Raw genomic sequence first — 23,556 nt, 5'->3', positions numbered from 1 at the left:
TGCTGTGTCGATGGGCTTTCAGTTCACTGCCAGCGGCGCGGCGGCGGACCGCCGCGCCGGCATGGATCAGTTGTCTTCCAGTTCCATGTTGATGGCCAGCGAGCGGATTTCCTTCACGAGCACGTTGAAGGATTCCGGCATGCCCGCGACCATCTCGTGCTCGCCGTCGACGATGTTCTTGTACATCTGGTTGCGGCCCTGCACGTCATCGGACTTCACCGTCAGCATTTCCTGCAGGGTGTAGGCCGCGCCGTAGGCTTCCAGCGCCCAGACTTCCATTTCACCGAAGCGCTGGCCGCCGAACTGCGCCTTGCCGCCCAGCGGCTGCTGGGTGACGAGCGAGTACGGACCGGTCGAACGGGCGTGCATCTTGTCGTCGACCAGGTGGTTCAGCTTCAGGTAGTGCATGTAACCGACGGTGGTATGGCGGTCGAAGGCTTCACCGGTGCGGCCGTCGTACAGCTGGGTCTGGCCACTGCTCGGCAGGTCGGCCAGTTCCAGCATGCGCTTGATTTCCGCTTCGGTGGCGCCGTCGAAGACCGGGGTGGCCATCGGCACGCCGTCGGTCAGGTTGCGGGCCAGGCGCAGCAGTTCCTCGTCGCTGAACTGCGACAGGTCGACACGGTTGGCCACGTTGGTGTCGTCGTGGTTGTAGATGTCGTCCAGGAACTTGCGCAGGTCGGCCACCGCGGCCTGTGCTTCCAGCATCGCCTGGATCTTGCGACCCAGGCCCTTGGCGGCCCAGCCCAGGTGCACTTCCAGGATCTGGCCGATGTTCATACGCGACGGCACGCCCAGCGGGTTCAGCACGATGTCCACGGTCTCGCCCGAGGCCATGTACGGCATGTCCTCGACCGGCACCACGTTGGACACCACACCCTTGTTGCCGTGGCGGCCTGCCATCTTGTCGCCCGGCTGGATGCGGCGCTTCACCGCCAGGAACACCTTGACCATCTTCAGCACGCCCGGGGCGAGGTCGTCGCCCGCGGTGATCTTGCCGCGCTTGTCGGCGAAGCGACGCTCGAATTCCTTCTCGTGCGCCTGGATCTGCTTCTGGGCGCGCTCGATGGCTTCCGAGGCGTCCTCGTCCTTCATGCGCAGGGCGAACCAGTCAGACTTCTTCAGGCCGTCGAGGAAGGCGTCGGTGATCACGTCACCCTTCTTCAGGCCAGCACCACCATTGACCACCTTGCCCACGATCTGCGAACGCAGACGCATGTAGATGGCCGCTTCCAGGATGCGGAACTGGTCATCGAAGTCCTTCTTGACGCGCTTGATTTCGGACTCTTCGATCTGGCGCGCGCGCTTGTCCTTCTCGATGCCGTCGCGGGTGAAGACCTGCACGTCGATGACGGTGCCGTCCATGCCCGGCGGAACGCGCAGCGAGCTGTCCTTAACGTCCGAAGCCTTCTCGCCGAAGATCGCGCGCAGCAGCTTCTCTTCCGGGGTCAGCTGGCTTTCGCCCTTCGGGGTGACCTTGCCGACCAGGATGTCGCCGGCGCGCACTTCGGCACCGATGTACACCACGCCGCTCTCGTCCAGGCGGTTCAGCGCCTGCTCGGAGACGTTCGGGATGTCGGCGGAGATTTCCTCCGGCCCCAGCTTGGTGTCACGCGCGACGCAGGTCAGCTCTTCGATGTGGATCGTGGTGTAGCGATCCTCTTCCACCACGCGCTCGGAGAGCAGGATGGAGTCTTCGAAGTTGTAGCCGTTCCACGGCATGAACGCGATCAGCATGTTCTGGCCCAGGGCCAGCTCGCCGATGTCGGTGGACGGACCGTCGGCCAGCACGTCACCGCGGGCGATGACGTCACCCACCTGGACCAGCGGACGCTGGTTGATGCAGGTGTTCTGGTTCGACCGGGTGTACTTGACCAGGTTGTAGATGTCCACGCCGGCGTCGGTGGCGCCAACGATCTCTTCCTCATTGACCTTGACCACGATGCGGGCGGCGTCGATCTGCACGATCTCACCACCACGACGGGCGTTCACGGTCACACCCGAGTCACGCGCCACGGCGCGCTCGATGCCGGTACCGACCAGCGGCTTCTGCGAACGCAGGGTCGGCACGGCCTGACGCTGCATGTTGGCGCCCATCAGTGCGCGGTTCGCGTCATCGTGCTCCAGGAACGGAACCAGCGCGGCCGCGATCGAGACGGTCTGCATCGGCGAAACGTCCATGAAGTGGACTTCCGCCGGCGGCTTCAGCAGCGATTCGCCCTGGAAGCGGCACGGAACGAACTGCTCGGTCAGGGTGCCCTTGGCGTCGGTCAGCGCGTTGGCCTGCGCAATGACGTACTCGTTCTCTTCAATGGCCGACAGGAACTCGACTTCGTCATAGACCTTGCCGTCCACGACCTTGCGGTACGGGGTCTCGAGGAAACCGTACTTGTTGGTGCGGGCGTACACGGCCAGCGAGTTGATCAGGCCGATGTTCGGGCCTTCCGGGGTTTCGATGGTGCAGACGCGGCCGTAATGGGTCGGGTGCACGTCGCGCACTTCGAAGCCGGCGCGCTCACGGGTCAGGCCGCCCGGGCCCAGGGCCGAGACGCGGCGCTTGTGCGTCACTTCCGACAGCGGGTTGTTCTGGTCCATGAACTGCGACAGCTGCGAGGAGCCAAAGAACTCCTTGATGGCTGCGGCGACCGGCTTGGCGTTGATCAGTTCCTGCGGGGTCAGGCCTTCCGACTCGGCCATCGACAGGCGCTCCTTGACCGCACGCTCGACGCGGACCAGGCCAACGCGGAACACGTTCTCGGCCATTTCGCCGACCGAACGCACGCGACGGTTGCCCAGGTGATCGATGTCATCGACCACGCCGCGACCGTTGCGGATCTCGGTCAGGACCTTGATCACGTCCAGGATGTCGGAGCTTTCGCCGTGGGCAGCGACCAGGCGCTTGGACTCTTCGTCGTTGCGCTCGCCGAAGTACTTGCTGTCGTACAGCACGGCTTCGCCGGTGGTTTCCTTGCGGCCCACGCGACGGTTGAACTTCATGCGGCCGACCGCGGACAGGTCGTAGCGCTCGAAGGTGAAGAACAGGTTGTGGAACAGGTTCTGCGCGGCATCCTTGGTCGGCGGCTCGCCCGGACGCATCATGCGGTAGATCTCGACCAGGGCTTCCAGCTGGGTCTTGGTCGGGTCGATACGCAGGGTGTTGGACAGGTACGGGCCACGATCCAGGTCGTTCACCCACAGGGTGCCCACGGCATCCACACCGGCCTTGCGGAAGGCCTGCAGCTGCTCGTCCGTGATCTCGTCGTTGGCCTGGGCCAGCAGTTCGCCGGTCGAGGCATCGACCACGTCGTGCGACAGGATGCGGCCGACGATGTAGTCGTCCGGCACGGCCAGGGCAGCGATGCCCGAGGCTTCCAGCTGCTTGATGTGGCGCGCGGTGATGCGCTTGCCGGCTTCCACGATGACCTTGTCGCCGTCGGCGAGGTCGAAGCCCAGGGTCTCGCCACGCAGGCGCTCCGGCACCAGCTCCAGCTGGACGCCTTCATCCGGGTTGATGTGGAAGGTGTTGATCTCGAAGAACTCGGCCAGCATCTCTTCGTTGCTGTAGCCGAGCGCGCGCAGCAGGATCGACACCGGCAGCTTGCGGCGGCGGTCGATACGGGTGAACAGCGCGTCCTTCGGGTCGAACTCGAAGTCCAGCCAGGAGCCGCGGTAGGGAATGATGCGGGCGCTGTACAGCAGCTTGCCCGAGCTGTGGGTCTTGCCACGGTCGTGGTCGAAGAACACGCCCGGCGAGCGGTGCAGCTGGGAGACGATGACGCGCTCGGTGCCGTTGACGATGAAGGTGCCGTTCTCGGTCATCAGCGGGATTTCGCCCAGATAGACCTCCTGCTCCTTCACGTACTTGATGGCCTTGGTCGACGACTCACGGTCGTAGATCACCAGGCGCACGGTCACGCGCAGCGGGGCGCCGTAGCTCATGCCGCGCTGGCGGCACTCACGCTCGTCGAAGACCGGTTCGCCCAGCTTGTAGCCGACGTATTCCAGGGCAGCGTTGCCGCTGTAGCTGGCGATCGGGAAGACCGACTTCAGCGCAGCGTGCAGGCCGTGGTCCGTGCGCTTGGCCGGATCGACGTTTTCCTGCAGGAATTCACGATAGGAATCCACCTGGATGGCGAGCAGGAACGGCACTTCGAGAATCGAGCGCTGCTTGCCGAAATCCTTGCGGATACGCTTTTTTTCGGTGAACGAATAGGACGTCATGAGGTCTTCCACCTTGTTGTGCGGATCGTGCGCCCACGATCCGAAGGGAACTTGAAATTGTCAGTTGGAAGTCGCTGGTATTGCCGGCACCAGCACGCCTTCTCCCGCTACTTCCAACTGCCAACTCGTCTGCTACCACTCCCCCGCTGCCGCGCTCGGCGCTGGCCTGCCGGGGTTTGACTGCAGCCCGTGTTGGGCTTTTTCCTGCTTTTTTCACATCCACGCATGGCGCGGATCTACAACACCGCAACAACGACCAAAGGCCGGGGGCTTACGCCCCCAGCCTTGGCTGCATCGCCGCGAATCGGTGACGATGCAAGGTAACTGCTTACTTGACTTCGACAGTCGCGCCAGCAGCTTCCAGGTCCTTCTTCATCTTCTCGGCTTCTTCCTTCGAAGCGTTGTCCTTCAGGACGCCGCCGGCTTCGGCCAGGTCCTTCGCTTCCTTCAGGCCCAGGCCGGTGATGGCGCGGACGGCCTTGATGACTTCGACCTTCTTCTCGCCGGCAGTCTTCAGGGTGACGACGAATTCGGTCTGCTCTTCAACAGCAGCAGCCGGGCCAGCGGCAGCAGCCACGGCAACCGGAGCAGCGGCGGAGACGCCGAACTTCTCTTCGATGGCCTTGACCAGCTCCATCACTTCCATCAGGGACTTCTCGGCGATGGCGTCGACGATCTGTTCGTTGGTAAGGGACATGATTAATACCTTTGGATGATTTTCTGGATTGAGGTTCCGTCAGGAACCACGGTAAGTCGAAACTCAGGCGGTCTCGGCGGCCGGCTCGGCAGCGTCAGCGGCGACATCGCCGCCCCCCTGCTTCTCGCCAACGGCCTTGATGGCGCGGGCAAACATCGTGACCGGCTCGGTCAGGACGCGGGCCAGCATGGCCAGGGCCTGGTCGCGGGTCGGCAGCGAGGCCAGCACTTCGACGTGGCTTGCCGGGAACACTTCGCCACCGATGGCGACGACCTTAGCCTTCAGCTTGTCGTTGCCCTTGGCGGCTTCCTTGATCAGGCGACCGGCAGCGCCGGGCTCCTCGAGCGAGAACGCGTACAGCAGCGGACCAACCATCTGGTCCTGGGCGACTGCGAACTCGGTGCCTTCAACGGCGCGCGAAGCCAGGGTGTTCTTGACAACCTTCAAGAAAACACCGGTTTCACGAGCCTGCTTGCGCATCGCGGTCATCTGGGCGACCGTGGTGCCAGCGTATTCGGCTGCGATCAAGGAGTGGGCCTTGGCGGCGACGTCTGCCAGCTCGGCGACTACTTCTTGCTTCTGGGACAGATTGAGAGCCATTGCACTCCTCCTATTGAACTCCGCTTACGGCTCCTGCCGTGTGCGGTCCTGTGCGGCATCCATCCTGGACGCCGGGAACATCGGGATGATGTTCCGGGGGTGGGCCGTTCTAGACCTGGAGTGGGCCAACCTGGGAAACCCAGACGTGCGTGAACCAGAAAAACTCCAGAAGGGCACCATCTACGCAGGGTGATTCCGGGGAATCGATTAAGCGCTCCTGACTGCTCCGGCGGCGACTCCTTGCCAGATCGAGCTTCCATGCCCGTCGCCGGTATTGCCACGACCGCGCCTGCGGTCTTTGACGGCTACCGCGGGCGATGCACTGCCAGCGATGCCTTCAAATGTCACGGTCACGGCACCCGGGGCACCGTGACCGCTTGAAACAATTACTTCAGGGTCAGCGACGACTGGTCGACGGTGACGCCCGGGCCCATCGTCGAGCTGACCGAAACCTTCTGCAGGTAGGTGCCCTTCGAGGTGGCCGGCTTGGCCTTGATCAGGTCCAGCAGCAGCGCGGTCAGGTTCGACTTCAGCGCGTCTTCGGCGAAGTCGGCCTTGCCGATGGTGCAGTGGATGATGCCGGCCTTGTCGGTGCGGTAACGGACCTGACCCGACTTGGCGTTCTTCACGGCTTCACCCGGGTTCGGGGAAACGGTGCCGACCTTCGGGTTCGGCATCAGGCCGCGCGGGCCCAGCACGGTGCCCAGCTTACCGACGACGCGCATGGCGTCCGGGGTCGCGATGACGACGTCGTAGTTCAGATCGCCGGCCTGCATCTTCTCGGCCAGGTCATCCATACCGACGGCGTCGGCGCCAGCAGCCAGGGCTTCGTCAGCCTTGGCACCGGCCGGAGCGAACACGGCGACGCGGACCGACTTGCCGGTACCGGCCGGCAGCACGGTGGAGCCACGGACCTGCTGGTCGGACTTCTTCGCATCGACGCCCAGGCGCACGGCGACGTCGATCGACTCGACGAACTTGGCCTTGGTGGCGGTCTTCAGGATGTTGATCGCGTCCTCGAAGGCGTATGCCTTGCCCGGAACGACGGCGGCCTTGATGGCCTTCTCACGCTTGGTCTGTGCCATCTTATTAACCCTCCACCACGAGGCCCATGGAACGGGCAGAGCCAGCGATGGTACGCACGGCGGCGTCCAGGTCGGCGGCAGTCAGATCCGGTTCCTTCGCCTTGGCGATCTCTTCCAGCTGCTTACGGGTGACCTTGCCGACCTTCTCGGTGTTCGGGCGCTTGGAGCCCGACGAGATGCCAGCGGCCTTCTTCAGCAGGGTGGTAGCCGGGGTGCTCTTGGTGATGAAGGTGAACGTACGGTCCGAGTAGGCCGTGATGATCACCGGAACCGGCAGACCCGGCTCGAGCTTCTGCGTGGCAGCGTTGAACGCCTTGCAGAATTCCATGATGTTCAGGCCACGCTGACCCAGCGCAGGACCGACCGGCGGCGAGGGGTTGGCCTGACCGGCCTTCACCTGCAGCTTGATGTAACCGACAACTTTCTTTGCCATGTGAGTGCTCTCCGGGTGCTAGCGCCTTTCGACAACAGGCTCCCCATCGGACCGGGAATCACGCGTCCCGGCATCGCGTTTTGAAATCATGCTGAAGGCCACCTTGCGGCGGCCTCGTCCTGCTGGCTTCCCCAGCGGGGAGCCGCGCACTATAACAGGTTTTTTCTTCACATGCCTGAAGCGGCAGGTAAACGAACGGAACCGGGCCAGGCCCGGTTCCCTTTGGAGAGTCGAGCCATGCCCGACTACCACACCATCCAGACCCCGGAGTCGAGCATGGCTCGACTCGACAGGACAGGTCAGACGGCCTTTTCGACCTGGCCGAACTCGAGCTCGACCGGAGTGGCACGACCGAAGATCAGCACCGAGACGCGCAGACGGCTCTTCTCGTAGTTGACTTCTTCGACGACGCCATTGAAATCGTTGAACGGACCGTCGGTGACGCGGACCATCTGGCCCGGCTCGAACAGCACCTTCGGACGCGGCTTCTCGACACCTTCCTGAACGCGATTCAGGATGGCTTCGGCCTCGGAATCGGCGATCGGCAGCGGACGATCGGCGGTGCCGCCGATGAAGCCCATGACCCGCGGGGTTTCCTTGACCAGATGCCAGCTTTCGTTGTCGATGCGCGGAATGCCGGCTTCCTCGTGGGTCTCGATCTGGACCAGCACGTAACCCGGGAAGAACTTGCGCTCGGAACGGCGCTTCTGGCCGGCGCGCATCTCGACCACTTCCTCGGTCGGGACCAGGACGTCGCCGAAGCGCTCTTCCATGCCGTCACGGACGATGCGATCGCGCAGAGCCTGCGCCACCGACTTCTCGAAGCCCGAATAGGCGTGAACGACGTACCAACGCTTCATGCAATTCTCCTTAGCGGCTCAGGAACCACTGAGTCAGTTTCTGGATCAGGAAGTCGAAGCCACCCAGCAGAAGACTGAGGATGAGCACCACGACGATCACGACCCAGGTCATGCGGACGGCTTCCTGGCGCGTCGGCCAGACCACCTTGCGCAGTTCGAAGCGCGACTCGGAGAGGAATTCGCGGGTGTCGCGCCCCTTGCCGGTCAGCATGAACACGCCGATACCGCCAACCAGACCGACCACGACCGCCAATGCACGCAGCTGACCCGCCCACGCACCCAGCTGGGCGGCGCGACCGGAGTCGGCGGAGAACCAGAACCAGACGAACAGACCGGCCAGCACCAGCAGCGATGCGGCGACATACTTGACGATATCTCCACCGTTGGCGGAGTTGTCCTTGGAGTGTTCGATCTTGCTATTCATCCGGCTGTGTCTGCTTTAGCGGCCCAGGCCGCTGGATAAGGTGGGCAGATGGCACGCCAGGAGGGACTCGAACCCCCAACCTGCGGTTTTGGAGACCGCTGCTCTGCCAATTGAGCTACTGGCGTACGTTGAAAACTTGCCTTCCCTTAGACGGCGAAGGCGGACCGAGGTTCCCGGCCCGCCATTCGCGTAACCGGCGGCGCTATGCAACCACCGGTACTGCAGGCTTACTCGATGATCTTCGAGACCACGCCGGCGCCGACGGTACGGCCGCCTTCGCGGATGGCGAAGCGCAGGCCTTCGTCCATGGCCACCGGGTTGATCAGGGTGACTTCCATCTTGACGTTGTCACCCGGCATCACCATTTCGACGCCTTCCGGCAGCTTGGCGGCGCCGGTGATGTCGGTGGTGCGGAAGTAGAACTGCGGACGGTAGCCGTTGAAGAACGGGGTGTGGCGACCGCCCTCATCCTTCGACAGGACGTACACTTCGCCTTCGAACTTGGTGTGCGGCTTGATCGTGCCCGGCTTGGCCAGCACCTGGCCACGCTCGACGTCGTCACGCTTGGTGCCGCGCAGCAGCAGGCCAGCGTTGTCGCCTGCCTGACCCTGGTCCAGCAGCTTGCGGAACATTTCAACGCCGGTCACGGTGGTCTTCTGCACCGGACGGATGCCGACGATTTCGATTTCGTCGCCAACCTTGATCACGCCGCGCTCGATACGACCGGTCACCACGGTGCCGCGGCCCGAGATCGAGAACACGTCTTCCACCGGCATCAGGAACGGCTTGTCGATCGCACGCTCCGGCTCCGGAATCCAGCTGTCCAGCGCGTCGACCAGCTTCAGGATGGCCGGCACGCCGATGTCGCTCTGGTCGCCTTCCAGCGCCAGACGGGCCGAACCGGCGATGATCGGGGTGTCGTCGCCCGGGAACTCGTACTTGCTCAGCAGCTCGCGCACTTCCATCTCGACCAGCTCGAGCAGCTCGGCGTCGTCCACCATGTCGGCCTTGTTCAGGAACACGACGATGTACGGCACGCCGACCTGGCGCGACAGCAGGATGTGCTCACGGGTCTGCGGCATCGGGCCGTCAGCGGCCGAGCACACCAGGATCGCGCCGTCCATCTGGGCGGCACCGGTGATCATGTTCTTGACGTAGTCAGCGTGGCCCGGGCAGTCAACGTGGGCGTAGTGACGGGTCGGGGATTCGTATTCGACGTGCGCGGTCGAGATCGTGATGCCACGCGCCTTTTCTTCCGGCGCGGCGTCGATCGAGGAGTAGTCCTTGAACTCGCCACCGAAGCGCTCGGCACCGATCTTGGTCAGTGCGGCGGTCAGCGTGGTCTTGCCGTGGTCGACGTGACCGATGGTGCCGACGTTGACGTGCGGCTTGGTGCGCTCGAACTTACCCTTGGCCATGGCTGCTTATCTCGAATTCGTCTGAGAGGTGATGCTTGAGATGGTGCTCACGAAAGGAATCGAACCTTCGACCTCTTCCTTACCAAGGAAGTGCTCTACCGACTGAGCTACGTGAGCCGAGTTTTGCATTATGACATGAACTCGATAATATTCAAAGTTCATTCAATGGAGCGGGAGACGGGAATCGAACCCGCACCATCAGCTTGGAAGGCTGAGGTTCTACCATTGAACTACTCCCGCGCCGGGAATGTCACAACGTGAAACTGGTGGAGGGAGGTGGATTCGAACCACCGAAGGCGTAAGCCAGCAGATTTACAGTCTGCCCCCGTTGGCCGCTTGGGTATCCCTCCTTACCACCCCAACCCGTTGCCGCCGAAGCGTTGCGGTGTGTGGTGGTGAGCCGCTTATTCTGCTGATCAGGCGGGGGGCTGTCAACGCTTTTTTCCATCTTTTTCACACGTTGTCGCAAACCCATTGATACGCAAGGTTATTGCCCAGGGACCGACAGGGTCTCGCTGGCGAAAATTGCGACATGGGGGACGCCATCGGCGCCGATCCAGCCCCGATACATGCCCTGGGTGTTGAACGGCATGGCCATTTTTCCGTCTGCGGCAAGCACGATCGCGCCGCCGTCGCCGCCCATCTTCGGAATCATCTCGTTGATCACGCCCCTGCCGGCCTGCTCCGGCGTCTGCCGCTGGTAGCGCATGCGCGCACAGATCTCGTGCGCGGCCGCAGTCCGGATGTAGTACTCGCCCCAGCCGGTGCCCGATACCGCGCAGCCCGCGTCGGCCCAGGTACCGGCACCGATGATCGGCGAATCACCCACACGGCCATAGCGCTTGTTGGTCATGCCACCGGTGGAGGTGCCGGCGGCAAGCTGCCCCTGCGCATCCAGGGCAACCGCGCCCACCGTGCCGAAGTGCCTTGCGGTCTCCAGGTCGGCGTGCGCCTGGCCACTGGCCTCTTCCTTCAATGCGCGCTGCAGTTGCTGCCAGCGCTTGTCGGTACGGAAGTAGGATGGATCGACAAGGCCGATGCCCTGCTCCACCGCGAATGCCTCGGCACCCTGCCCGACCATCATCACGTGCCTGGACTTCTGCATCACGGCCTGGGCCAGCAGGATCGGGTTGCGCACCCGCTGCACGCCGGCCACCGCACCTGCAGCCAGGGTGGCGCCATCCATCACTGCGGCATCCAGTTCGTTGTGGCCGTCATGGGTGAACACCGCGCCCTTGCCGGCGTTGAAGGTCGGATCGTCCTCCAGCACGGTGATTGCCGCAGTGACGGCTGCAAGCGCCGGGCGACCGGCCGCCAGTTCGGCATGGCCCTTCAGCAGCGCCGCGCGCAAGGCGTCGCGCGCAGCCTTCTCTTCAGCCGGCGACAGGTCCTTGCGCTCGACACCGGCGCCGCCGTGGATGACCAGCAACGGCGAGGCGGCCGGGGCGGCCTGGGCAAGCAACGGCAGGGACAGCAGCGCGGACAGCACCAGGCGCAGTTTCATCGGGTACATCTCCAGCAGGTGTAGTGAAAGGACGCACCGGTAGTGCCGGCCGCTGGCCGGCACCGGTCGCATCAGGAAGGTGGGTTGCCGGCCAGCGGCCGGTACTACCGAAGCGTGAACTCAATCTCGCCGTCGCTGACGTCGGCCACGGCCTGGTAATCGGCCTCGGCCTGGAAATCATCCAGCCGCATGCGGCTGCCGCTGGCGACCACCGTCACCGGCACCGCATGGAAGCGCAGCGGTTCCCCCTCGACCAGGCGATCGGCGTCGCGGCCGGGGCTGACCACCCAGACCTTGCCTTCGCCATCTGCGCTGTAGACCTGGGCCCGGCCATCGGGCTCAACGCACAGGGCGGTGTCCTCATCGACGCCGATGCCGACGATGTCAGGGTCGCCGCTGTCCTGGGCGGCACGTGCCACGAACACGATCAGGCGGCCGAGCCGGTCCCGCTTGTCGAAATGGGTGTCGGTGACCACGCGCTGCAGGTAGGGCATCTGCAGGAAGCCGCTGTCCAGGGTCACGGCACTGCCCATCGGGTCGGCCAGCGCACCGGCCGAGGTGATGCTGCCGCCATCCATGGCGCCATAGGCATAGCCGCCGAGGATGGCCAAGCCAGCGCTGGTACCGGCAATCGGCTTGCCGGCGCGCACATGGGCGTTGAGTGCACGGTTGAGTGCGGTGCCCTTCCAGAAGCGGATATAGCGGGACTGGTCGCCGCCGGCAATGAAGATGGCATCGGCCGCGGCGACCACGCGCAGCACCGCCGGATCATCGGCACCGCGGCGGCTGTCGAAGACCAGGGTCTGCACTGCGGTAGTGCCGCCGATCTCGCGGTACAGGCGGTCCTGCAGTTCGTCGCCACCGGAGGCGCGCAGAATCAGCACACGGCCATTGCCGGCCTGCTTCAGCCACCACTGGAAGGCCTCCGGCACCCACTCGCCACCGCCCATCAGCATCATGGCGGGCGCGCGCGGACCGGGACGCGGGGATTCCAGATCGCCGATTTCGTAATAGGCGAAGCCGGGGCCCTGCAGGTCCTGCGCGGGCGCGGCCAATGGCCAGGCCAGCACCAGCAGCGCCAGCCAGGCGAAGGGGCCAGGCAGGGTCCGGTCGAGGCGTCGCATCTTGATCTCCCTGAACAAAATCGACTTGCAAGCGTTTTCACTCTTTGCCAGATAGGGGCCCAGTAGTCAAGGACATGAAAAAGGCGTTAAATGCGCGCGCCCATTCCGGAAGTCTGAATGGGGGACAGGGCCCCTCCTCTGCGGGCCGGCTTCATTTCCGAGAATTCCTCATGCGTAGACAGGCGATGGCGTGGTCGATCCAGCTGGCGTTGGTGGGCGTGGCTGCTTCTGCGGCGGCCCAGGCACCGGCTTCCTCTTCGGTGCAACAACTGGACGCGGTGCAGGTCACCGGCTCGCGCATTCCGCGCGCCCAGGTGGAAGGCCCCGCTCCGATCACGGTGATCAATGCCGAGCAGATCCGCTCCAGTGGCTTCACCAGCGTGCCGGACGTGCTGCGTGCAATGACCCAGAACGGCGGTGAGACGCAGAGCCAGCAGTCTTCCAGTGGCGCCGACTTCTCGCCGGGCGCCCAGCAGGTGGACCTGCGCGGCCTTGGCCCGAACCACACGCTGGTGCTGGTCAATGGTCGGCGTATTGCCGATTTCCCGATGCCGTTCAAGGGCCGCAGCAACTTCACCGATGTCTCCAACATCCCGCTGGGCATGATCGAGCGCATCGAAGTACTGACCGGCAGCGCCTCGGCCATCTACGGCTCGGACGCGATCGCCGGCGTGGTCAACTTCATCCTGAAGAAGAAGGCCGACGGCACCACGATCAACATGCGCATGGGCACCACCAGCGAAGGCGGCGGCGAGTCGTTCGACATGAGCCTGGCCAGCGGTTTCAGCCGTGGCAACTTCAACGCCGTGTACAGCGTCGAGCTGCAGTCGCAGACCCCGCTGTGGGCCTATGACCGTGACATCCAGGACTCGACCCGGGATGGCCCCACCGAGGGTTCGCGCATCGCGCGCCGTGCCTATCTGCGCACCGACTACAACGATGACTACCTGGACCCGGGCGCCGCCACCTGCGAAGCGCTGTCCGGCCAGAACCAGGGCAGCACCTATCGTGCCTACCGCCCGAAGTACGGCTACTACTGCGGCAGCGACAGCTCGATCGGCTACGGCACCATCCTCAGCAAGCGCCGCGGCGCCAACGGCTACGCGTCGCTGAGCTACGACTTCGACAATGGCCAGCAGTGGTTCGCCGACGTGCAGCTCGGCTACCACACGATGTCGCTGATGCGCGACGTCACCCAGTGGGGCCGCATGGATGCCAACGGTGATGAGTCGGGCTACTTCAACAACGAAGCCACTGGCGAGATCGAGTTCTGGCAGCGCCAGTTCTCGCCCGAGGAAATGGGCGGCCTGCGCAACGCCATGGTGCGCAGCACTCAGAAGACCTTCAGCGTGACCACCGGCTTCAAGGGCAACCTGATTGGCAACTGGGATTACGAAGCGGCGTTGAGCCATTCGCAGTACCGGTCGCGCATCAGCTGGGCACAGATCATTGCCGCCAAGGCCAACGACCTGTTCCTCGGCCCGCAGCTGGGCGTGGATGACGACGGTTTCCCGGTCTACAACGCCGATCCGTCACGGCTGTACCGTCCAATGACCCGCGCCGAGTACGACTCGATCGCCGCGCGTACCACCTACACTCCTAAGTCGCGCACGGAGACCGCCGCCTTCACCCTGACCAACTCGGCCCTGTTCGCTCTGCCGGGGGGCGACGCCGGGTTTGCCGCGACCGTGGAAGTGGGCCAGCAGGCCTATTCGCTGAACCCCGATCCGCTGGCGACCGGGTACTACTACTACAGCTGGAAGGATTCGGACGGCAAGGGTTCGCGCAACCGCTGGGCGACGGCTGCGGAGCTGCGCATGCCGCTGCACGACACGGTCAACCTGAGCATGGCGGGCCGCTACGACCAGTACCGCTATTCCGGACACAGCATCGGCAAGGCGACCTGGAGCGGCGGCCTGGAATGGCGCCCGATCGATACCCTGCTGGTGCGCGGCTCCTACGGCACCGCATTCCGTGCACCGGACCTGCACTATGTGTTTGCCGGACCGGGCAACGACGAGACCAGCGCCGAGGATCTGTACACCTGCCGCCTTGAGGAAGCCAGCGACTGTTCCGATTACGAGCGCAACCTGATCCGCAGTCGCACCGGCAACCGCCAGCTCGACCCGGAAACCAGCACCTCGTGGAGCGCCGGCATCGTCTGGTCGCCGGCGATCGGCCTGGACCTGTCGGTGGACTGGTTCGACATCGACATGCGCAACCAGGTGCAGGACATGGACGTGCGCACGCTCCTGGCCAACGAAGCAAACTGCCGCCTGGGCAGCGCCGACATCAATTCGCCGACCTGCGTGGACGCGCTCGCCCGCATCACCCGCAGCAACGACGGACGCCTGTATGGCGTGCACGTGGAGCCGATCAACGTCGCCCGCGAATCCACCTCCGGCATCGACGTCGGCCTGCGCTATCGCCTGCAGACGGGCATCGGCGATTTCATCTTCAACGGCACGCACACCTGGGTGAAGAAGCATGATTTCCAGCGCTACCCCGGCGACCGCACCGAAGACCAGTTCGCGGTCAACAGTGGCTTCGACATTCCGCGCACCAAGACCAGCCTGAGCGTGACCTGGGAGAAGGATGCGTGGTCGGCAACGGTGTACGGCTCGCGCCTGGGCAAGCTGCCGACCTCGGACAGCTACGACCAGGTGTTCGACTGGGATAGCGGCGACAGCCCGTACGTGACGGCGAGCTATCGCTACAACGCCTCGCTGCAGTACCGCTTCGACGACCACTCGCGCCTGTCGCTGTCGGTGGTCAATGTGTTCAACAAGATGCCGCCGAAGGACCGTACGTACACCGCTTACCCATACTACGACGTGTCCTGGTTCGACAGTGTCGGCCGCACGATCAACCTGCAGTACACCCACAAGTTCGGTGGCAGCGCACTGTAAGTGCTTGGCCAGCGCCGATACAGGGGACCCCCGCTTTGGCGGGGGTTCTCTTTTCCGCCGCCTGAACGGTACCCACGCGCAGGCTCCGGCCTGACCGGCCAGCGGGGGATTTTAGGAAACAGCTGATTCCGCGCCATCAGCGCCGCTCCCTAGCATCGTTGCATGCTCCGCTTTCCCCGCCCTTCGCTGCAGCAGGCCGTGCCATCAACCACCGCGTCGGTGTTGCTGCGCTGCCTGACCGTCTGCGTCTTCATCTGCCTGGCCGCCGCGGCCGGATTCTACCTGCTCACGGCATTCACCGAAGACATCTCGACCCATCGCCGCGAGATGAATGCAGCGGCCTACAAGGCACAGATCTATTTCGACCAGCGCGAAGCCCTGCTGCGCTACCTGGGTGATTCGGTGCTGGCCGGCAACCCGGATGCACCAGCCGCAGACAGCGAGGGCGTGCGACAGCTGCCGCTGGATGGTCCCGGTGGCCAGCCGGGCCAGCGGCTGCTGCTGTCAGCGCGCGCTGAGCACACGCTGCAGGCACTGCAGACGCACCTGCTGCTGATCGATGCACACGGCGCGCATTGGCTGGCCGGGGGCGAGGTCGACGTCGACCTGGTGCACCTGCCATCGCTGCGTGCGCTGCAGGCACGCAGCGGCAGCCTCGAGGGTGCAGACCCGGTGTACTGGCTGCGGCCGGGTGACAGTGGCGTTGCGCTGGCGCAGCCGGTACAGGCGGGCCCCCAACCGGCGCAGTGGCTGGTGCTGCTGCTCGATGGCGCGGCGGCGGCGAGCATGATCGACGGCCAGGGCATTGGCGGTTATGCGCTGCTCGACCGTGCTGGGCAGCCTGCATTATCCAGCCAGGCACCGCGGCTGGATGGTGCGGGCTGGAAGACCCTGCGGGAGCGCCAGGACGACAGCTTCGGCACGTTGTGGAGCGGCGGCCTGCCGCGCGGCGTAGCGCTGGTGAAAAGTGTCGGCAATGACGGCTGGCGGTTGGTCTACCACCTGCCGCCACAGCTGCTGCTGGGCGACCTGGCCGTGCCCCTGCTGGTCTGCGTGCTCTTGCTGCTGCTGGCCGGTGTTGCGCTGCGCCTGATACGGCATCGCGTGGAGCTCCAGCTGATCGAGCCGGCCCTGCAGCAGCACCGCCGCCTGCTGGAGAACCTGGACTTCAGTTCGACGGTGATCGACATGGCGCCGGTCGGCATCTGCGTCCTGCGCCGCAGCGACCGCGCGTTGCTGCTCTCCAACCAGCTGCTGCGCGACTGGCTCGGCGAAGAAGGCGAACACAGCGACTGGCAGGCACCATGGCGCGGACATGCCGGCGAACGCGGGCGTGGACTTGAATTCACCGCCCGCGATGGGCGCCAGCTGCAGGTGCTGCACGCGGCCTGCCGCTACCAGGGCGATGACGTGCTGCTATGCGTCTTCCATGATATTTCCCGGCACCGCCAGGCACAGGCCGCACTGTCGTCGGCACGCCAGGCCGCCGATGCGGCCAACCAGGCCAAGAGCGCGTTCCTGGCCACCATGAGCCATGAGATCCGCACCCCGCTGTATGGCGTGCTGGGCACGCTGGAGCTGCTGGGGCACACCTCGCTGGACGCCCGGCAGTCGCAGTACCTGCGCACCATCGAGAGTTCCTCGTCGGTCCTGCTGCAGTTGATCAGCGATGTGCTGGATGTTTCCAAGATCGAGTCAGGCCAGCTCAGCCTGGAGCCGACGGCATTCTCGCCGCGCGAGCTGACCGAGAGCGTGCTGCGCAGCTTCGCCGCGTCGGCCACCTGCAAGGGCCTGCAGATCCTGGTCTGTACCGATCCGAGCCTGCCGACACGGGTGCTCGGTGATGCCGACCGCATCCGCCAGGTGCTGGGCAACCTGCTCAGCAATGCAATCAAGTTCACCGAGCATGGCCGGGTGGTATTGCGCGTGCGCCAGGTGCAGCGCGAAGCTGAATCGAGCGTGCTGGCCTGGCAGGTGACCGATACCGGCGTGGGCATCGCTGCGGAGGAACAGGCGCGGTTGTTCGAACCGTTCCGCCAGGTCCGCGGCGCAGCCAGCGCGCAGGGCACCGGCCTGGGCCTGTCCATCAGCGACCGCCTGGTACGTCTGATGAGCGGCGAGCTGCAGGTGGTGAGCGAACCCGGGCTGGGCAGCAGCTTCAGCGTCCGCCTGCCGTTGCCGGTGCTGGCCGCTGCCGAGGATGGCCCCACACTACTGCCGGAACCACCGATCCTGGTGCGCGGCCGCGACCGCGAGCTGGTCGACAGTGCCTGTGGCTGGCTGTGTCGCTGGGGCGCCAACGCGCAGCCCCTGCTTGGCGACCCGGCGTTGCTGGACCATGACGGTGCGATCCTGATGGATGGCGAAGCCGGGATGCCGCTGGCCTGGTCGGGCCCGCGCGTGGTGGCTTCGATCGAGGGCGGTGACCAGCCGATCACTGCCGGTGATGGCAGCCTGGTGGTGACCCTGCACAGCATGACCGCGATCGGCAAGGCGCTGGCCAGCGTGCAGCACCAGCGTGCAGCGCAGCCGGTGGCCACGCGTACGGCACCACCGATGCCTCTGGGCCTGCGTGTGCTGGCCGTCGAGGACAACCCGATCAACCGGGTGATCCTGGCCGAGCAGCTGCGCACCCTCGGCTGCGACGTGGAGCTGGCACAGGATGGCATGGAAGCGTTGCAGCGGTGCCGTGAGCAGTGCTTCGATCTGGTGGTGACCGATATCAACATGCCGCGCATGGACGGCCACGCGCTGGCCCGCCAGCTGCGCGATGACGGCAACCCGGTACCGGTGATCGGCGCCACCGCCAATGCCACCGCAGAGGAGCGCGAGCGCTGCCTGGCCAGTGGCATGCAGGGCTACCTCAGCAAACCCGTCGACATCGCCCGCCTGCGCAAGGCGCTCACCGCCCTGCGCCAAGGAGACCCCGCATGACCCAGCGCGTCCTGATCCTGGAAGACCAGCCCTTCCAGCGTGGTTTCCTGGCCAATCTGTTCGGCAGCCGCGCCGGTGTCCAGGTCGATGCCTGCGAAGACGTGGATGCCGCCATCGCACTGTGTGCCTGCCAGCCCTACGACCTGGTGGTCAGTGACCTGCTGATGCCCGGGCAGGACGGCATCCAGTTCATCCAGGCACTGGCGGCGCAACCACGCCCGCCGCGCCTTGCCGTGGTCAGCGCGGCCCCGCGGCGGATGATGACCTCGGCACGGCTGATGGCCGAATCGCTGGGGCTGGATGTGATCGGCCTGCTGCCCAAGCCGGTGGCGGCCGCCGACGTGGACGCGCTGTTCGAGGCGCTGGCGCAGGCGCGCCCGGCCACCGACAAGGCCCCCTCACTCGCGGCAGCGGCAGTCCCCGAACCGGATGCGTCGCAGCTGCGCCAGGCGATGGCCGATGGCAGCCTGACGGCGTGGTCCCAACCCAAGAAGTCACTGCAGTCCGGACGGGTGGTGGCGGCCGAAGCACTGGTGCGCTGGCGCCACCCGCAGCTGGGCACGCTGGCCGCCGGCAGCTTCCTGCCGGCGATCTGCCGCTACGGGCTGGAGGGCGACCTGCTGCGGATGATGCTCAAGGCCAGCATCAGCGCACAGGCGCGTTGGCGCAAGCAGGGCTTCCGGGTACCGGTGTCGATCAACCTGCCGCCTCATCTGCTGGAGCAGTCGGACCTGCCCGATGAGCTGCTGGCGCTGACCCTGGCCCACGGCGGGACGCCCGGCGAGTTGTGCTTCGAACTGATGGAGAACAGCACCACGCGGCACGTCAGCGACTTCTATGCCGGTGCCTGCCGGCTGCGCATGAAGGGCTTCGGCTTGGCCCAGGATGATTTCGGGCAGGGCCTGAGCTCGGTCCACAACCTGGTCAATACCCCCTTCACCGAGGTCAAGATCGACCGCGCGCTGGTCAGTGGCTGCGCCCGAGACCCGGCCCTGCACCTGACCCTGTCGACGGTGATCGCACTGGCCAACCAGCTGGGCCTGATCATCGTGGCTGAGGGCGTGGAAAGTGATGCCGACCTGGCCGCACTGCGGCAGTTAGGGTGCAGCCAGGTGCAGGGGTTCCTGATCTCGCAGGCGCTGCCGTCGGACGAATTCAACCGTTTGCTGGACGAGGAAGCACCGCAACTGGACGAAAGACCGCGGGCCGCCCTGCGCTGACGCGGATTCCACGACGGCTTCACAAAAACATCAAGCGGCATTGATGATCCTGTCTATGCAGTAGCGGCGGACTTCGCGCCGCCACCGGTGCCGATGTCCGCCCCATGCCCTGAGACCTGCCATGCCGGCCGAGGCCGCTCCTGTACGCCGACTCGCTCGCCGCTCGCTCCGCGTCCATGCCCTGTTGATCGGCGTGGTGGTGCTGGCGACCCTGCAGGCCGGACTGCTGCTGTCGGCCGGCTCGCAACTGTTGAACGAAGAGCGCAGCAAGATCGAGTACCACTTCCGCCGCCTGGACGGTACGTTGCGCGAGCAGGAGCGCTTCCTGCGCCAGTGGCGGCTGCATGATGTCGGCGTACGAGGCCAGCCGGTTGCCGATGCCAGCGTGGAACTGCAACGCGGTCCGTTGTATGCCAACTTCGCGGTGATCGGGAGCGAGGGGGCCGGTCGTTCGCCACCGACCGAGCTGGGCGACCGGTTCCTGCGCTTCTACGGCACGTTCTGGTCCGCTTCGCGCTACCCACCACCGCAATGCCTGCTGGTCGATGGCCAGGGCACACGCGGGCTGCTGGCACCGGTACAGACCGTCGGTACCGATGCAAGCCAGAACAGCCCGCATCACCTGCGACCGGCGATCGCCGACATCCACCGCGCACTGGGTACGCGGCCCACGCTGCAGCGCGGCGGCATCGCCTGGGTAAGCGTGCCGTGGCGCGACCGGCAGACCTGGCTGCTCGCCATCGCCCACACCCCGCAGGATGCGCGCCTGTGGGGTGAGGACGGCAAGGATTCGCAGGCCGCGCTGGCGTGCCTGCTCGATCCGGCACGTGTCGATGACTACCGGCAGGTGCTGGGTGTTCCGGTGTTCCAGCGGCTGTCGCTGTTCGATGCCGATGGCCAGCGCCTGCTGGGCGATGCAGCAGACGCCAGTGACGCTGGCACCTCCTGGAAGGCTGGCCTTGCAGGCCTGCAGTTCCGCATGCGCAGCGAGCGCGGCTGGCTGGCGGTGTACCACGTCAGCTGGCGGCAGGTGTTCCAGCACCCACAGGGGCCCTTGCTCGGTGCGACCGTGGTGGCCCTGCTGCTGGCACTGGGTGGCACGCTGGTGCTGCGCGCGTATCGGCGTTCGGTCATCGAGCCGCTGCGCAGCAACCACGCGCGGCTGCTGGAAAGCGAAGCCTTCAGCCGCACCATCCTGGACAACGCGCCGATCGGGCTGTGCCTGCTGCACCGTACCGATGGCAATGTGCTGCTGGACAACACCCTCGCCCGCCGCTGGCTGGGCGAAGACCACCACAGCGGAGGCTGGCATGGCCCTTGGCGGCGCAGCGTGCTGTCCGCTGGAGGCACCACGCTCGGCGATGGGCTGGCCTACACCACGCCCGAAGGCCGCCACCTGCTGGTGACCGCGACGCCGGCGCGCTATCGCGGCGAGCCGGCGGTGCTGTGTCTGTTCATCGATCTCAGCAGCCAGCACGAAGCCGAGCAGGTGCTGCAGCAGGCGCGCCGTGCCGCCGACCAGGCCAACCGGGCCAAGAGCCAGTTCCTGGCCACCATGAGCCACGAGATCCGCACGCCGCTGTACGGCGTGCTCGGCACCCTCGAACTGCTCGGACTCACGCCACTGGATGCGCGTCAGCGGGACTACCTGGGGACGATCCAGCGTTCGTCCTCGACGCTGATGCAACTGATCAGCGACATCCTCGATGTCAGCAAGGCCGAGGCCGGGCAACTGAGCCTGGAACCCAGCCCGTTCGATCCAGTGCATCTGACCGAGGATGCGCTCGACTCGTATGCTGCCGCGGCCGCCAGCAAAGGGCTGCAGTTCTACGCCTGCATCGATGCCGACGTGCCGTCCGTGGTGTGCGGTGATGCGGCACGGATCCGCCAGATACTCAACAACCTGATCAGCAACGCGCTGAAGTTCACTGACAGCGGACGCGTGGTGGTGCGCGTCTCGGCACGCTGGCAAGAGCAGCGCTGCTGGCTGCAGTGGCAGGTCGCCGATACCGGCATCGGCATTGCCAGCGAGCACCAGGCACACCTGTTCGAGCCGTTCTTCCAGGCCAACCCGGGCACCGATGCGATGCGCGGCACCGGCCTGGGCCTTTCCATCTGCGCGCATCTTGTGGCGTTGATGGAAGGCCAGCTGCGCGTGGTCAGCGAGAGCGGCCTGGGCAGCAGCTTCAGCGTAGAACTGCCGCTGCCCCCGGCGCCGGCCGATCCGCAGCAATCTCCTGCGCCGCAGTTGCCTGCGGGCCTGCAGGTACAGGTGCGGGGCGGTGTGCGCGAGCTGGTCCAATCGCTGTGCGAGCGCCTGCAGCAGCGCGGTGCCTTGGCCAGCGTATACCGCGATGAAAGCGCGGCGGGCTTGCCGTCGTCCACCGTGCTGCTCGACCTGGTCCTGGACGACGCGTTGCCCGGGTGGGTGGATGGACCGCGTGCGGTTGCCTGCCGCGACGGCGGCGTGCGGCCACGGCAGATCGATGGCGCCTGGCAGGTTGGCCTGCACCGGTTCGACGCGATCGTGCTCGCGTTGGCTGCCGCCAGTGGCCAGCCGCTGGCGGCCAGCGCCGAAGGGCGCCTGCCGGCGACGCGCCGTTTCGGCCTGCAGGTGCTGGTGGCCGAGGACAACCCGATCAACCAGGCGATCCTGCGCGACCAGCTGGAACAGCTCGGCTGCCGCGCCGTGGTCGCCAGCGACGGCAATGAAGCGTTGGGCTACTGGCATCAGGACGAGTTCGCGCTGGTGCTGACCGACCTGAACATGCCCGGGCTGGATGGCTATGGCCTGGCGCGCGCCTTGCGGGCGCGCGGTGTCAGCGTGCCGATCCACGGCGCCACCGCCAATGCCGACCCGGCCGAACGCCAGCGCTGCCAGGAATCGGGCATGCAGGGCGTGCTGGTCAAGCCGATCACGCTGGAAGCGCTGCAACGCCTGCTGATCCAGATCACCCGGGGCGATGCAGCGGTTGCCGCGCCACCGCAAGCACCGGAATCCACCGATACGGGCGATGATGATCTCCCGCTGCAGGTTCCCGCGAAGATGCAGGCGTTGTTCGTGCAGACCATGCAGGCCGACCTGGACAGCCTGCGCCAGTCGATTGCCAGCGCCGATCCCGCGCGCGTGGTGCAGGTACTGCATCGCATCCGTGGCGCACTGGTCATCGTGGGCGCACCCGCCCTGGTGGACAGCGGCCTGCAGATCGAGCACAGCCTTGCGAGCGGCGATGACCTGACCACCCAGGCGGCGTCGCTTGCCCGCTTCCAGCGACGCCTCGAACAGCTGTTGCATCCGCTGCTTGATGCGGCCTCCCCTTCCCCACCTGACGACCCGACCCTGCCATGACCACACGGATCCTCATCGCCGACGACCACCCGATCGTGCTTGCCGGCATCCGCGACGTATTGGCCGGGGAACTGGATCTGGACGTGGTGGGTGAGGCGGCCGACCCGGCGACGCTGATCGAACTGATGACCCGCACCCGCCCACAGGTCGTGATCACCGACTACAGCATGCCGGGGGGCGACCGCTTCGGTGACGGCATCAAGCTGATCTCGTTCCTGCGCCGCAGCTTCCCGGAGACGCGCCTGCTGGTGCTGACGATGGTGTCCAATCCGTCGTTGGTTGCAGCCATGTATGCCGCCGGCGCCGGCGGCGTCGTGCTCAAGAGCCATGGATTGGGCAGCCTGGTACAGGCCCTGCGCGTGGTGCTGGCCGACCGCGTCTACCGGCCACCGGGCCTGCTGCCGGTCGCGGCGAGCGAACCAGCCGATGCCGATGCGGTCCGTGCACGCCTGTCGCCGCGCGAACTGGAAGTGATCCGACTGTTTACCGGCGGCATGAGCGTGGGCGACATCGCACGCCAGCTGCAGCGCAGCGCCAAGACGGTCAGCACGCAGAAGATCAGTGCGATGCGCAAGCTCGGCGTGGACAGTGACCAGGCACTGATCGAGTACTGCCTGCAGGCCTCGTTGTTCGCCTGAGGCCCACTCCAGGCTGAATCCTGCAGGCCCCGTGCGGGGGCCTGCGACGGCTTTAGGAAACGCCTGATTCCATAGGACAGTGCCGATTTCTAGGCTGGACGCATCCCGCCATGGTGCGCCTGCCGGCAGCAACCGCGTCG

15 protein-coding genes and 4 tRNA genes are annotated in these 23,556 nt (G+C 65.7%); 5 read left to right on the top strand and 14 right to left on the bottom strand.

The features are described from left to right. Positions 1 to 66: 66 nt before the first annotated feature. From rpoB to WDC87_RS04810, 14 genes are all read right to left on the bottom strand, one after another. Complete coding sequence (gene rpoB / locus WDC87_RS04875; RefSeq protein WP_005415409.1) at positions 67 to 4,221, bottom strand: DNA-directed RNA polymerase subunit beta; 4,155 nt, start codon at positions 4,219 to 4,221, stop codon at positions 67 to 69. Positions 4,222 to 4,549: 328 nt separating this feature from the next. Beyond that, positions 4,550 to 4,918, bottom strand: coding sequence for a 50S ribosomal protein L7/L12 (gene rplL, locus WDC87_RS04870; protein WP_005415408.1), 369 nt, complete (start codon positions 4,916 to 4,918; stop codon positions 4,550 to 4,552). Positions 4,919 to 4,981: 63 nt separating this feature from the next. Further along, positions 4,982 to 5,518 (bottom strand): 50S ribosomal protein L10, encoded by a 537-nt coding sequence (gene rplJ, locus WDC87_RS04865; protein WP_010480377.1) that lies wholly within the window; start codon positions 5,516 to 5,518, stop codon positions 4,982 to 4,984. A gap of 386 nt (positions 5,519 to 5,904) precedes the next feature. Then, positions 5,905 to 6,603, bottom strand: coding sequence for a 50S ribosomal protein L1 (rplA, locus tag WDC87_RS04860; protein ID WP_005415407.1), 699 nt, complete (start codon positions 6,601 to 6,603; stop codon positions 5,905 to 5,907). Between the two features lie 4 nt (positions 6,604 to 6,607). Continuing rightward, the gene (gene rplK, locus WDC87_RS04855; RefSeq protein WP_004145248.1) at positions 6,608 to 7,036 is read right to left on the bottom strand and encodes a 50S ribosomal protein L11; all 429 of its coding nucleotides are present in this window, start codon (positions 7,034 to 7,036) and stop codon (positions 6,608 to 6,610) included. Positions 7,037 to 7,335: 299 nt separating this feature from the next. Next, on the bottom strand, positions 7,336 to 7,896 hold the full coding sequence (gene nusG / locus WDC87_RS04850; RefSeq protein ID WP_004154362.1) for a transcription termination/antitermination protein NusG: 561 nt from the start codon (positions 7,894 to 7,896) through the stop codon (positions 7,336 to 7,338). Positions 7,897 to 7,906: 10 nt separating this feature from the next. Then, positions 7,907 to 8,320: a preprotein translocase subunit SecE gene (gene secE, locus WDC87_RS04845; RefSeq protein ID WP_004145202.1), complete on the bottom strand. Its 414-nt coding sequence runs from the start codon at positions 8,318 to 8,320 to the stop codon at positions 7,907 to 7,909. A 49-nt stretch (positions 8,321 to 8,369) separates the two neighbouring features. Beyond that, positions 8,370 to 8,445, bottom strand: a tRNA-Trp gene (locus WDC87_RS04840). Positions 8,446 to 8,547: 102 nt separating this feature from the next. Then, positions 8,548 to 9,738, bottom strand: coding sequence for an elongation factor Tu (gene tuf, locus WDC87_RS04835; RefSeq protein ID WP_065178958.1), 1,191 nt, complete (start codon positions 9,736 to 9,738; stop codon positions 8,548 to 8,550). 41 nt (positions 9,739 to 9,779) lie between these two features. Next, positions 9,780 to 9,855, bottom strand: a tRNA-Thr gene (locus tag WDC87_RS04830). Positions 9,856 to 9,904: 49 nt separating this feature from the next. After that, positions 9,905 to 9,978 (bottom strand) — tRNA-Gly (locus WDC87_RS04825). A gap of 24 nt (positions 9,979 to 10,002) precedes the next feature. Beyond that, a tRNA-Tyr gene (locus WDC87_RS04820) sits at positions 10,003 to 10,088 on the bottom strand. 137 nt (positions 10,089 to 10,225) lie between these two features. Continuing rightward, positions 10,226 to 11,242 (bottom strand): isoaspartyl peptidase/L-asparaginase, encoded by a 1,017-nt coding sequence (locus WDC87_RS04815; RefSeq protein ID WP_088496501.1) that lies wholly within the window; start codon positions 11,240 to 11,242, stop codon positions 10,226 to 10,228. 104 nt (positions 11,243 to 11,346) lie between these two features. Then, the gene (locus WDC87_RS04810; protein WP_005415405.1) at positions 11,347 to 12,366 is read right to left on the bottom strand and encodes a cyanophycinase; all 1,020 of its coding nucleotides are present in this window, start codon (positions 12,364 to 12,366) and stop codon (positions 11,347 to 11,349) included. A gap of 170 nt (positions 12,367 to 12,536) precedes the next feature. Here WDC87_RS04810 and WDC87_RS04805 point away from each other — a divergent pair, with 170 nt between their 5' ends. The 5 genes from WDC87_RS04805 (at position 12,537) to WDC87_RS04785 (ending at position 23,416) form a co-directional block, all read left to right on the top strand. Then, complete coding sequence (locus tag WDC87_RS04805; protein ID WP_301655190.1) at positions 12,537 to 15,275, top strand: TonB-dependent receptor; 2,739 nt, start codon at positions 12,537 to 12,539, stop codon at positions 15,273 to 15,275. 162 nt (positions 15,276 to 15,437) lie between these two features. Beyond that, positions 15,438 to 18,209: a response regulator gene (locus WDC87_RS04800; protein ID WP_088496493.1), complete on the top strand. Its 2,772-nt coding sequence runs from the start codon at positions 15,438 to 15,440 to the stop codon at positions 18,207 to 18,209. Continuing rightward, positions 18,206 to 19,429, top strand: a complete 1,224-nt coding sequence (locus WDC87_RS04795; protein WP_252745172.1) for an EAL domain-containing response regulator — start codon at positions 18,206 to 18,208, stop codon at positions 19,427 to 19,429. The genes WDC87_RS04800 and WDC87_RS04795 overlap by 4 nt, the downstream gene beginning before the upstream one ends. A gap of 121 nt (positions 19,430 to 19,550) precedes the next feature. Then, the gene (locus WDC87_RS04790) at positions 19,551 to 22,778 is read left to right on the top strand and encodes a hybrid sensor histidine kinase/response regulator (RefSeq protein ID WP_088496491.1); all 3,228 of its coding nucleotides are present in this window, start codon (positions 19,551 to 19,553) and stop codon (positions 22,776 to 22,778) included. After that, positions 22,775 to 23,416 (top strand): response regulator, encoded by a 642-nt coding sequence (locus WDC87_RS04785; protein ID WP_049416983.1) that lies wholly within the window; start codon positions 22,775 to 22,777, stop codon positions 23,414 to 23,416. The genes WDC87_RS04790 and WDC87_RS04785 overlap by 4 nt, the downstream gene beginning before the upstream one ends. Positions 23,417 to 23,556 lie beyond the last annotated feature (140 nt).

It is taken from the genome of Stenotrophomonas maltophilia group sp. Smal12, assembly GCF_037079935.1.
GTDB lineage: Bacteria > Pseudomonadota > Gammaproteobacteria > Xanthomonadales > Xanthomonadaceae > Stenotrophomonas > Stenotrophomonas sepilia.
This window is presented reverse-complemented; position numbering and strand designations above follow the sequence as displayed.